The organism is Klebsiella sp. R445, from assembly GCF_051131755.1.
Classification (GTDB): Bacteria; Pseudomonadota; Gammaproteobacteria; order Enterobacterales; family Enterobacteriaceae; genus Klebsiella; species Klebsiella lignicola.
The window spans coordinates 4,667,545-4,680,019 of the sequence record NZ_CP180446.1 but is presented as its reverse complement, the minus strand read 5'-3'; the positions used below and the strand labels follow the sequence as shown (position 1 = coordinate 4,680,019).

Below are 12,475 nucleotides of genomic sequence, written 5' to 3'. Positions count from 1 at the left end.
CAAAGTATCCCCTCAGATACCACCATTAATATATTTCAATTAAAAACAATGCATTAAAATGCTACATGGTTCCTGCAGGGGACACCATACACATGCACCAGAACCGTAATGGGCCCGCAATATTTCCAGTTCCCGCGCAGTCCAGGGAACGTTGACGGTTTCAGGTCGCTTTGCCAGACCCATTTGCGCTTCTCCCCAACGTATCACCAATGTCCTGAGCAGAAAATTTTCCATAATTATTTTCAAGATAACTCATCTCTTTTACCGTCCATGGGGACAGATGGTTTCGGCCTTGCCGCGTCTTCTCTGACATCGGTTCTTATCCTTACTCAGGTGATAGCTCTGTTGCAAATTCTGTCAGCAGGCAGGGACAGTAATCTGATCAACCCAGTGTATTTTTTCACAATAACAGAATGCGGGTAACAGCCTACTGGCCTGCCGTCACCGTCGAGTAGCTAGTGATTAGCTGCTTCAGGCGCAGCTCTGTCTGGATTTTTTGCGCGGACGTGAGCATCCCTGAGTTTTCCCGAATGCTCATCTGCCGCAGCTGTTCTTCAAGGGGCACTGTTTTACTGAATGCCTGAGTGGCCGCAAACACCTGCGATTTCAGCTCGCTGACGGTAATATACTTTCCTTTTTGCCTATCCAGGGTATTGAGCTGTGTCGCCAGCTCCTGCAATTTGAGCATCCCCTCATGCCATCCATTCATTGCATCAGTTGACAATGCTGAGACGTTAACCTGTTGCTGCCACTGCTGTGTCAGAGGCTTAGCCTGTTCCGGCCACAATGCCTGAACCTGTTCGATAAGTTTTCTGCCGTATGCAATATTCCAGTCAGGCGGCAACTTATCCAGCCGGGCAAGCTGCCGCTGTGTCTGGGCGATAAGGTTCTGCGATAACGGAGTTTGCTGACGCAACATATCCAGTTGTTCAGACGTGAGAGGTGCAGGGAACGGAGCCAGTGAAGCTGCAAGCTGAGTCTGTAGAGGGTCTGGACGGTGAAGAAAATGCCAGCTCCACACTGAGACTATGCTTATCACCAGCATGGTACACATACCGGCTGCGAAGGATTTCCATTTTTTTACCGGAGTGGGCACCGCTGCCAGCACTTCCACATTCGGCTGCGGTTCCGGTTGCGCAACGTACACCCGCTTCACTGCACTCTCTGGCGTATCATCAGCAGGACCACCAGCAAAGTCTCTCGTGGATGCTGTCGCATCATTCATCACGGTGGCAGGCAACACAATACCTGGCTGAATGTTCGACCCGGAGCTGGTTATGCCATCGCTGTTTTCCAGCCGGACAGCACTATTGTGCATCAGGGTACGCAACATATCGAGCTGGCTCAGATGCTTAAGCTCCAGACGTTGCAACACCGCCCCCAGAGCGGTAAGCAGTTGCTCCGCCCGGTACAACTGGCTGAGGTCACTGTAATTCAGCGGGAGCGAGCGCATCCGTTGCTGCAGACGCTGGCTCAGACTGCTGAGGATTTCCATGCGAGCGTGGACTGGCTGCGGCCACAGCGCCCCCCACTGATGGCTTATCAGTGCCTCGAGTATCGTCAGCCCTTCATTGAGCCCGAATAAGCCAGCCAGTTGCGTACGCGCAAGCGTATACCAGGCTGCCGTTTGCAATTCCACACCATTCTGCTCAAACAATGAGAGACAAAGTTTTTCGACATACTTCCAGCTCACATCCGGGCGAGCCGGATGTGTCAGCTTACTCAGTTCATCACGCAGGGCGGCATAATCCGCTAACGTGCGTGGGTCGCCGCCGGTTTTTATTTTACGCGGGGTGATGTCATTCATGACCAGTTGTCCATTTGACATATAAGGAGCTATTGAAAGTTATTGTTTATGCAGCTTTGCTTTCTGCATATTCCAGACTCTGCAGATGCTGTAACGCCACCGGGTCAGCAAGGCGTTATCTTCAAGTTCCATTTCCTTTCTTTTTTTAATCCTGACTATTTACTCTGAATAACGTGCAATGATTCGAAGCCAAAAACAGTAATTAATTTTTCAGCACCCACTATGGTAGAAGAGCAAAAATCAGGTTAAAGAAAGTGCTTTCATCAAAACTCTGCCTGGGGCGGTATAAAGCACCAGGCAGACTAAAGGTCCAGTTGTTCACCGTTCCTGACCGCATAAATAAACGCCCCGATGAAGTCACATGCCCTCTATCATGGAAGGACGTCTCCACACACCCGGTCACACCCTGACCATACAGGAATGCTGGCACAAATTTTACGGACCGGTTTTCATAACACAGCACGAGGGCGGCAATATCAAAAGCCCCGCCCTCAACCAGCAAATCCGTAACAGAGGCAGTAAACGTCTCCACGTTCAGTCCGGTACCCACCAGCCATTCGTCCATCTGCCCCTGAAGCTGCCCCATTCGCAGGCGAAACTCTGCAATATCAGCCTGAGTCTTGCTGACAAATGTGGCCGGATCAGGCTGTCTGGCCTGCAATTTTTCTAGAAACTGTGATTTTACTGACATGATGCTATCTGGCCTTACAGAAGGGTTGTGGTATCGATATACTGCTGTTGCTTCAGGTGTCGCAGGAGAACCCGCCCTTCTGGCATAAATTCCGTTCCATAGCGCACCAGGCCAATGCCCTTCAGCTCGGCATCAATGGCATAGCACAGTTCACCGGGCGTGGTCTGCTCCTGGAGTACCACCGCAATCTGCTTTAGCCGAGGCTCATACTTCAGCAGCACGCCGGAGAGCGTGTCCATCAGGTCATGCTCGGTACCCGGCAGCCCGTGGATTATGGTGGTCATATCCGGCAGCCCATAGTCGGGCAAATGTGCCAGCGTCCCGGCCCGGCAGTTCAGAATACGCTGCATATTGTCCAGCACGGACAGGATGGTCTGGTTCTGTTCGCTAACCTGATGCAGGTCGAGCCCGCCCGTGAAATTGTTATAGAGCGCTTCATACAGCGATGGACGAGGGGTGTCACTCATCTTTCAGCACCTTCAGGGTCAGGCGGTTGTTACCGGCCTCAATCACCCGGGCTTTATCCGGGGAGAGGTCATCACGGCTCAGCACCACCCGCCAGGTATTGTTCACCTGGTCCGGCGACATAAACATGCCGGCCACTGCGACATACTGCGCATTTTCATCCATCGGCATATCGACCATCACCGCCCCACCCGGCTGCAGGCGAATATCTTTCTCCACCATCAGGTCTGCCTGGATGACCTGGCTGTCAGCCCTGAACAACGACGGGTAGTCGGTGGTGTCGAAGGTTTTGCGGTCCTTAAGCTGGTAGATGCGTACCACCGTCGACAGTGCCACACCACCAGCATTGCTGTTGACGGCCTCACGGGCGCGGATATCAAGGTGGAGGGTTTTTACCTGCTTGTAAAAAATCGATTTGGTCACGGCGACGGTGCCGTCTGTCACTTTTTGAGTTAGCCCACAGCCCGCCAGTATCAGAGTGATACCGGCGACCAGCGCGGCCAGAGGAAATTTACCAGCGGTAATCGCCATGCTCATCGGTCTCCCTGTGGTGAAGATTTTCCTGAACCCGCTCATAGCGGCCCAGATGAATGGTGATTGTTTTGGGGTGTGCAGCGGTATTCGCCGCATTCAGCGGTCGCATCACGGCAGTGCGCCCCAGTTGCACCGCCCCGGTTTTGGATTTACTGCTCATGGTCGCGTCAGGCAGCAGACTGCGGTCGACGCACAGCTGTAACCGCACATCGAGGCGGGAGCCAAGATAGACATGCAGCAGCGCCATCAGGTCCGTGTGCAGCTCGCCACCGGGCAGCCAGCCCTGCACTTCTTCCGGATTAGTGGAGGTCAGGCGCATCAGTACCTGGCTGTTCACATCAGTGGCATAGTTACCCATCACCGGGCGGCTGGTCAGGATGACAGGCTGACTGACGCTCATGGTCAGTGGCTTTATCAGTGGCACACGGCGTTTGTCGTGGTGCCAGATGTTCGCCTGTGTGTCAGGTGCCAGCAGGCGTACCAGCGAGGCCAGACCTTCGGCCGTTCGACCCGGCAGCAGCATCACCGGCAGCAGCGCGAGGAAGCGTGATGCAGGCGCGGCAATGCTGTCCGTGCAGCCGTCGATGCCAAGCCCTGCCAGGCCCAGCAGATACTGCGAGATGTTGTCCTTACCGCCCGCTTCAAAGCTCGCCGGGTAAGAGTATTTGCGCCAGATGCGGTAGTACTGGGCTATCAGCCGGTGGTTGAAGATATCGAGGAAATCCGCCGTGGCCTCATAGCCCTCACAACGCTGGGTGATGTCATCGATATAGTGCGTCGGCAGCGGGGACTCCACACCGTAGAGCCCCATAAAGGTGATGCGCACCGTCGGCGGCAGGTGAGAATGCTCAGGCGGCTCAATCCCTTTGATTTCGGAGGCCGGAAAGCCCATGCCCGGATGCGGCCGGAAGCGTACAGGCTCATGACGCACCTGCCAGGTGCTGCCGATGACCGGTTTACCCGGCTGGCTCTGCTCGAGTATCTGGCAGAAGCGATAAAAGTTCATGTACGGCAGGTACTGCCGCAACTGCTCCATCAGCCGGGCAGGCGTGGACTGTGGTTCTCTTTCCACCGGATGCATTTTCCTTCTGGCTGTACGATGAGGGTGAGCTGGTTGAACTGGTTCATGTCGGCATACAGCGCAAAGAACCGGTTGAGCATTTCGCCAAAGAGGTGAATATCCCCCTCGCCGGTAAAGCCGTTGCTGTCGAGGGTCACTTCAATATCCAGCCCCCGTAACAGGTAGCCCTGCTCAAAGCGTTGCAGACGATGGTGCTCTACCTGCTGAATCGCCTCCAGACGGCGGGTGTTCAGTTCATCTTCCTGCCAGTTATACAGCGCCAGCGTCCCGCGCAGCACTTCGGCGGTGCTCATCATGTTCAGGAACCCGGAGCCGAGGTGGCTCAGCACCCGCCAGTGGAAACGGTCTTCGGCAGGCGGGTAAACCGGTAGCGTCGGCTTGCAGAGGTTGCGCACCGTCAGTGATGTGCTGACCACCTGTTCACAGCGGTCGAGCAACGTGCTCGTGAGCGCCCGGCGCGGTAACTGTCCGTTGGTGCCGGTTATTTGCAGCGACACCGCTTCGCGCTCAAACAGGCGGTCATCCTCCCACTGGTGCCCCCCCAGAATCAGCCAGGTGTCATACAGCCCGGTGACGCCCCGCTTGACGCGGGTGTGGTAATAGCGAGGCGGCGCGTGACGGCGCATCATCCCGCCTTTATGGCGGAAGCTGCTGAACGGCACGTATTCGGCATCACTGGTGCGGTTTGAGCCGGTAACTGAATCCACGGCATAAATCTCGGTGTGTCCGTCCTGCAGCCGTTTAGGGCGCAGCAGGTACTCACTTTCAAGGCCGGTGATGGTGAGCGGGTCCGCTTCCAGGGTGAACAGGTTAATGACGGGCACGCAGTGCAGACGAACCGCGTCATCGGTGACCGGCAGGTCTGATGGCCACGGCGTGCTGAACACAACTTCAATATCGAAGTACTCTGCCCCGGCAGGCGGCGTAATGCCGTCCAGGCCGTTGAGGTGGACGAACATAAACTTGTCGCGGAAGGTGAAGTACTCCAGCAGCAGTTGGTAGCCGCTGAACGCGGTATCCCCTTTCGGCCACAGCCCGTCTTCCTCCGCAAACCCGCCCGGCGAGAAGTACCCGTCAAGGCGAATGCGGTCGGTCTGCCCGGGCAGGCGCATATACAGGGCAGCCTGCCGTTTGGTCAGCATCAGGTGCAGCTGGCTGCTGACGGACGCATCCGCCCCGAGATAAAGACTCAGGTGACTGAGGTCAGCATGGGACCAGTCCGCCTGAGTGCTGCAGGCAAAACGCATCCGCAGCAGCGAACGTCCGTCAGGCTCGGTGGTCATGGTCACCCCTGAGATGTTCAGCGGGTTGAGCATCACATCGCGGGTGGTACGGTAACGGCAGACCGTGTTTTTAGGTCCCACCGGGCGGGAATACACTTCCAGTCCCGCGGGCATCACTTCTGCCATTTTCACCGCCTGAAGCGCAGGCGTGAACGCCACCACCGACAGCGACGGGATGGTACGCAGGTAGTGTGGCCAGAGCATGCTGACCAGCCCTTCAGTCAGTTCCGGCAGGTCGTCGTCAATCTTCTCCCGCAGCCGTCCCATCGAGAAAGCAAAGCCTTCGAACAGACGCTCGACATAGGGATCGGGTGTGCCGGCCTTATCCAGATCCAGCATCGCGGCCCGGTCCGGGTGGGTCTGGGCAAATTCTTTGGCCGCTTCACGGAGGTAGCGCATTTCCGCGTCGTAATAACGCAGGGTCAAATCTTCCATTTATTCAGTTCCTGTGGATTTAACCGCAAAGCACGGCGGCACGGGCGGGATCGACGGCGATCAGCCCGGCAAGTAACTGGTCCATTACCGGTGTAAGGCGGGTCTTATCAGCCTCACTGCGACCGGCTTTCAGACGCAGGAGTTTCAGATGGCGGGCCTGGACCTCAAACAGCAGCTCAGGCTCCCAGCTGCTTAGGGTCACTTCTCTTGCTCGCTCACCCAGTTCTGCAAACAGGTGCACCGCCAGTTCATTTTTACCGTACTGCTCAGCAATGCGGCCCATCAGCAGGCGCAACAGCCATTTCTGACGATCGGTGGTCATGCCCGGCCGGGTCTGCAACCAGCCCAGCGCGGCATCCGGGCCTTCACTGTCGGCCAGCGCCACGGCTTCCGGCTCCAGCGCCAGAATGTCATCGTTACCGGGAGTTACCGGAGCTGATGGCGTGTCATTGCCCCAACCGCCGACGGTGTCCAGCACGCTCTGCTGGATCCAGTTCAGCGTCACTTCATCCGCAAACGGCGTTCCGTCACTGAAAGCCAGCGTCTCCAGCCCGGACAGGCGCGACAACAGCCCTTTCAGATCAGACGCGACAATGTCGGCCAGCGTTTCCTTGCCGGATTTCGTCAGCGCCTGGTGGATGTACCACTGCAAATCAAGCCACAGATGATTTGCACCGCGGGAAAACGTGCTGTCGGCCGTCTCCAGCATTTCAGCCCAGTTCTGCTGCAGGTAAAGGCGCTTGAGCAACGCGCGCTGATCCGCTCTTGGTGGTTCAATACGCGTGCGCCCCTGCGCATCCGGGGCCGGGATGGCCCGCAGGGTGTCGTGACGCAGGCTTTTCATCAGATGGTGTGCTGACAGCCAGCCGTCCGGCTGCTCGCGCAGGTATTCGGTGAGGGTGCGGGCCTGAGCCAGCAAATCCTGACCGGAGGTGATCCGCCCGATGGCTGGGGCATCGCTGTGGCTGGCAGACAAAGGGGTTTCGCTGGTACTGGCGTTCTGTGGCACTACCGCATCCACCCCCCCCGCTTTCTGCAGACGGCTTTCCAGCGCACCGTACAGCGCATTGAGTTCCGGCCGGGTTTCATCCGGATCGTTTTCGGTAAGTTGTGCGATCAGCAGCAGCGCCCCGGTGGTGCGCACAGCCTCCTCCCTGACCACTTCCGGGTACAGGGAAAGCGAATCCGTCATGCGCGCCCCCGCCAGCCATTCCAGTGCCGCCTTACGGCTGCGGTCACGCTGCGGGTGGAGTTGTGAACCAAAGCGCGCCAGCAGACTAGCCAGCAGTTCAAGCCCGTCAGCCAGCCCTGATTCGCCTTCCCGATGAAGTTTTGCCCAGCAATAATATGTTGCCACACGAATATCTTTGGCGGTGGTGGTCAGCAGCTTCTCTGCCAGCTGGCAGATGAGTTCGGTATCCGCGCCGGAGAGTTTGTTGACCTCCTCGCGCATCTGCTGGAAGTCATCGTCATAGCCCGGGTCTTCGCCCACTGGTGATGAACCGGGCAGCGGCTGCAGCCAGTTATCCCACTGCGCCATTCGCTCACGGGTGGTGGCAAGCATGGAAGCCTGCTCTGTCTGGCAGGCACTGAGTAAGGCATTGAGCTTGCTCATCAGTAGACCTCCTCTGCATCATTGTCCATACTGGCAACCTGGCCTGACGCTGCCACCCCACTCGTGTTAAAAATGTTTTCCGGCAAACGGAAGTTACGCAGTTTCAGCAGCGCCAGTGGGCCTTCGCCGGCTTCAGTACGCAGGGTGTAATTGAGTGAACGGCCGTCCGGAGCTTTCCAGCTCAGGCTGTAGCTGCTACCGACACCCGGATAAGCACTGACGGCAGCTTTATCAAGCAGGCGTATCCAGCCCCAGGCACCAGGAATGTCTGCATACTGACGGGTTCCGGCCTGAGTGCTAATCCAGCTTAAGTTAGCTCCGGGTGCTTCCGTATCCGCAGGCCACGAGAAGCGCTTCCATGCGGGTAACTGGTTCACGTAGGTCAGCTTCTGGCTGTCGATAATCATGTCGGTCTGCATCACGCCATCAGCAGTGCCCGGGCGCAGTTCGAAGTTCATGCCGGCATTGCCTTCGGTGAAGGCCACATCCGAGATATGACTCAGGGTGTTGATGGCATTGAGGAACGCCGGGTTAAACGCCAGCCCCTGCGAGTTGATGCTGTCCGGTACCCAGTGGTTGCCTTCTTTATGCAGAACCCCCTTAAGACGGGTTTGCAGGAACTGGGCGATACGCCCGGAATCCGCGTTGAGGTACTTCGCGAGAAGCGGAAGAGAAACATCACTACTGGAGTTATTGAACGGATAACGGCCGCCAAAGGCACTGTTCCACTCAGCCACCACCGCCTGCCGCCACTGGGCATTGAGGCTGTCGGCCGCCGGGGTCAGCACCTGCTGCCAGGCCTGCTCCATCGGGTTCACAAACATCGTACGACCAAAACCGCTCCACTCCTGACCCAGGCCTGCTGCAATCAAGCTGCCGTAGTCGCGGGTTTCGGTCAGGTCAACGGCTTTACCCTGGAATACGGTCTGGGCAATGGTCTGGGTCATGGCCTGCGGGTCAGCAGCATTGGTCACTTGCTGCAGACGCAGACGCACCTGCGTCACACGGGTCAGATACGACTGCAGACTCTGCTCCTGTGCACCGGTCCGGTTCTTATCCATCAGGGCCAATACCGGGGCGAAGGTTGCATCCAGTGGGCCATGAACACCGGCGCTCTGGTCAATGGCATCCTTGTTGTTACCGCCCAGGAGGTTTTTGGCTGATTTCACCAGTGAGTCCGAAATCGCCTCCCCGGTCTGCCCGGTGCGCCCTTGTACGTTCAGGGTATTCATCAGTGCCACCAGAGGTGACTGACGAACGTCGGCCATCAGGGTCAACTGGTCAATGGAATCCGACAGTGTGGTAGCCCGGTTCCAGCGCAGGCTATTGAGAAACTCCAGCCAGGCTCCGCCAAAATCAGCGAAGTAGCGTTCCGTCAGGCGTTTTTTTAGCGCTTCCGGCGAGGTCTCGTCCTGTTTATTCACCTGACGCTTGCTGTCAGTCAGCACCCAGTCGAGCTCGTCCCGGCGCGCTTTCACCACTTTCTCGATGGCCGGCTGCACGGCCTGCTCCCAGGCCTGGCGAGTGAACATGCCCGGCACGATTTCCGTGGTGCTGAACAGACGGGATGCATCAGTATCGCCGGTCATGTCTTCAAGGCGCATATCGACATACAGGTGCGCCACCTGGGAGAGCATCTTCTGGTACAGGGTCGATTCACTGTTACGTACGCCCATCAGGCGAACCAGCAGGGAGCGCGCCTGGCTGACCATGCTCTCATCAGCCCGCAATTTCCACTCTGGATGAGCAACCAGCTGCGCGCCATAGAACAACAGCAGTGACGGAGCCCCTCCCTGCCAGATGCCGTCTTTCACACCGTTACGCTTCGGCCAGTCCTGCAGCAGCGCAGAGCTGAACCAGGCGGCGTCCATGTGTTCCGGGCGGGCCAGCATCAGATAGAGCTTGAGCTGGTCATAGGTGGCTTTTGCCATCTGCTCACGCAGCGGGCTACCCGGCGGCAACGCGTTAAAAGCGCTGAGCTGCTTCTGCAGATGGTCAGCAGCCGCATCCCGCAATAGCGGAAGTGCGCTGTCCTGATAACGTGGCCAGAGTGCCGCCAGCAGCGCATTGTTCTGGCTCAACCCGGCCTTCTCGTACCACGGTACGCCATGCTCAGAGCGGTACTGTAGACGGGCCAGAGTTTTCTGCAGTTCAGACAACGCGTGCAGGCGCTGCTCCAGCGGCTGGTTTTGTCGGGCAGCAAGTGCGGCCTGGGCATTCGCGCCATAAATCTGGCTGCGGTTGGTGACATACGCAATGCTCATCCACGCAGCCCAGCCCACCATCGCCAGTGCCACAAGTGATGTAAACACTTTGCGCCATGGAATGCCCGGTTTGCGCGGGCGCAGCCCGGCAGGAAGCGTGCGGACAGACTCAGGCAGAACATCCCAGCGCTTATCCATGCCCCAGTGGTGTGTCACGGCACGTTCGGCACCGGCAGAGGGCTGACTGAACACCACGCCGGCCAGCGGCAGCGGGCGGTACGGATTGAGCATCACCGCCAGCGGCGCAGTCACGCTCTCCGGCTCACGAATAAGCTGGTCGGCAAGCGTCAGCAGGAAGTTATGTTTCACTTCACCGCAGGTCTGCTGCAGGCCCTGTGAAGTCAAATCTGGCGTCAGGGCGGAGAGTTGTTCTGCCAGCCCTTCGGTACGACAACCGGCAGGTAACAGACAACCGGCGGCCTGAGTAATGCGCCCTTCCGGCTTACCGGCCCGCGGGTGCAGGGACCAGACATACAGCGGGAGCTGCCAGCCAAGCGTTTCCATACGCGCGCTGATGGCGTGAGACAGGGAATCCATGGTGCTTTCAGACGGTACCGGCTGCGGCTGCTCCAGCCCTGGCGTTGAGAGCTGGTCAAAGGCCGAGGTGACCCACACCAGCCCATCCACCGGACGGCGGCGCAGTTTACGCAACGCGGTCAGCCAAGCGCTGTCTGCTGGCGTATTGAGGTCACCGCCCCACAGTAACAGCGTGCCGCGATCTTCCTGCCAGAGCTGAGTAGTTAGCTTCGGTGTCAGTTGTTCTACTTCTGAAGCCGTGCCGGTTATCAGCAGGATGCGTGTTTTACGCCCCCAACGCCGACCGTAGAGGTTACGCATGGCGTCACGGATGGTATCGACGGTGACATTGCGAGGCGCGGTCTGCTTGACACGGCCTTCATCGGCAGGCAGGACATTCTTTCGCTTAGCCTGAAAACGGTGCCAGCGCTCCTGGATTGCCTGACGCACGATCCCGCCATGGCGAATGAATAAAACCAAAATCATAGCGCCTGCGAACCCAAGCCATTTTAAGCCTCTAGTATCCAAACCAACCTTGTCACCGTAATTCCAGATAAGCCAGGCGACTACCGCAGTAATAATTATTGTCAGCCCGAAACGCCCCCAGTTCCCACGCCATACAGTATCCTCAACTGCTTTCATTCTCATTCCCTGTTGTCACGGTATTAATAAAACGCTGCCCTTCACCTTCCGATAACATCAGACAGTCTGTCTTCAGTAGCTGTACCGCATCACTGACTATGGCAGTCATTATCCAGGGGGAAAATGGCCCGCAGCGCCCGGCATATGTCTCAAGCCAGTGCAGCTGTTCTGTTTTCCAGTGCCCCTGATATAACTCACTGGCTTTAAGCATCAATGAAAACGACTTCCCCCAACGAACATGGTCACCGATGACATGCTGAGTATTGATAGACTGGGTCTGAGTAGAAAAGTAGAGATCAAATTCACTGAGCATGTCATCGCCTTCCAGAGACATAGGACGGAGCAGACGTACGTTGTGGCCTAGTTCATATTTGGTCGCAACATCATCAGTTGTCAGCAACAGCGTAGCAAGCGCATCGCTATATCGATCACGACCACACAACTGTTGCACCATGACAAGCTCAACAGAAATATCTGGCGTTTTAATTCTTTGTTCTACAGAATCAAAAGAAAGAGAGCGCTGCACTGACAATGTGGGGGCAGGACGCTCCGCTGGCATCAACTCACGCCAGCATTCATCAAAGATCGCTTTTAGCGCAGCATCTTCCTCAGGTGAATCAGTTAGCAGAAATGCCTTCAACGCTATATCTGTTGGTAATCGCATCAGCTCAACTTTAACGCCGTCGAGCTGTTTTAATGACGCTGTTATGGCTGGGCTAATATCAAGCCGCCTGACTAACCCGTTGTATTCCTCTAATTCGGTACTTCCAGGTATGAACATTGGCACTGTCAGTGACTGAGGCAGGATCACTTCACTGCCCATTACAGCCAGATAACGCCCGGCCCATTCGGTCCATTGCTGTTGAGAGTAGTCAGCTTCTTTCGATTCAAATTCGTGCTTATCAACACCATTGTTATAGATCCAGGCTCTCAAGCAAATGCAAAAAATCCAGATAAGTGGTGGAGAGCCGGACACAACCCAAATATTGTAACTCTGCCCTGCTCCCAGCAACTGATTAGCATGGAGAACGAAGATCAACCCTCCTGCGATCAAGGCAGCGAGGCCACCGATAAGCCAGATAAGAAGAGAAGGTTCTTCCGGCATCGGAGTAACATGTGATTTTTGACGCTCCCAACTCATT

9 protein-coding genes are annotated in these 12,475 nt (G+C 56.8%); all 9 read right to left on the bottom strand.

What is annotated here, in order from left to right:
• Positions 1-427: 427 nt before the first annotated feature.
• The gene (locus tag ACMYSN_RS22115) at positions 428-1,807 is read right to left on the bottom strand and encodes a VasL domain-containing protein (protein ID WP_462496181.1); all 1,380 of its coding nucleotides are present in this window, start codon (positions 1,805-1,807) and stop codon (positions 428-430) included.
• 220 nt (positions 1,808-2,027) lie between these two features.
• The gene (locus ACMYSN_RS22110) at positions 2,028-2,498 is read right to left on the bottom strand and encodes a hypothetical protein (protein WP_462496180.1); all 471 of its coding nucleotides are present in this window, start codon (positions 2,496-2,498) and stop codon (positions 2,028-2,030) included.
• Positions 2,499-2,512: 14 nt separating this feature from the next.
• Positions 2,513-2,965: a type VI secretion system baseplate subunit TssE gene (gene tssE / locus ACMYSN_RS22105; RefSeq protein WP_462496179.1), complete on the bottom strand. Its 453-nt coding sequence runs from the start codon at positions 2,963-2,965 to the stop codon at positions 2,513-2,515.
• Positions 2,958-3,494 carry a type VI secretion lipoprotein TssJ gene (tssJ, locus tag ACMYSN_RS22100; protein WP_462498313.1) on the bottom strand — a complete coding sequence of 179 codons (537 nt, stop codon included), beginning with the start codon at positions 3,492-3,494 and terminating at the stop codon, positions 2,958-2,960. The genes tssE and tssJ overlap by 8 nt, the downstream gene beginning before the upstream one ends.
• A complete protein-coding gene (tssG, locus tag ACMYSN_RS22095) occupies positions 3,475-4,578 on the bottom strand; it encodes a type VI secretion system baseplate subunit TssG (protein WP_462496178.1) in 1,104 nt (367 codons plus the stop codon). Before tssG ends, tssJ begins: the two co-directional genes overlap by 20 nt.
• Complete coding sequence (gene tssF / locus ACMYSN_RS22090; RefSeq protein ID WP_462496177.1) at positions 4,533-6,296, bottom strand: type VI secretion system baseplate subunit TssF; 1,764 nt, start codon at positions 6,294-6,296, stop codon at positions 4,533-4,535. Before tssF ends, tssG begins: the two co-directional genes overlap by 46 nt.
• A gap of 19 nt (positions 6,297-6,315) precedes the next feature.
• A complete protein-coding gene (tssA, locus tag ACMYSN_RS22085) occupies positions 6,316-7,911 on the bottom strand; it encodes a TssA family type VI secretion system protein (protein WP_462496176.1) in 1,596 nt (531 codons plus the stop codon).
• Positions 7,911-11,333 carry a type VI secretion system membrane subunit TssM gene (locus tag ACMYSN_RS22080; protein ID WP_462496175.1) on the bottom strand — a complete coding sequence of 1,141 codons (3,423 nt, stop codon included), beginning with the start codon at positions 11,331-11,333 and terminating at the stop codon, positions 7,911-7,913. The genes tssA and ACMYSN_RS22080 overlap by 1 nt, the downstream gene beginning before the upstream one ends.
• Positions 11,320-12,474 carry a hypothetical protein gene (locus tag ACMYSN_RS22075; protein ID WP_462496174.1) on the bottom strand — a complete coding sequence of 385 codons (1,155 nt, stop codon included), beginning with the start codon at positions 12,472-12,474 and terminating at the stop codon, positions 11,320-11,322. Before ACMYSN_RS22075 ends, ACMYSN_RS22080 begins: the two co-directional genes overlap by 14 nt.
• Position 12,475 lies beyond the last annotated feature (1 nt).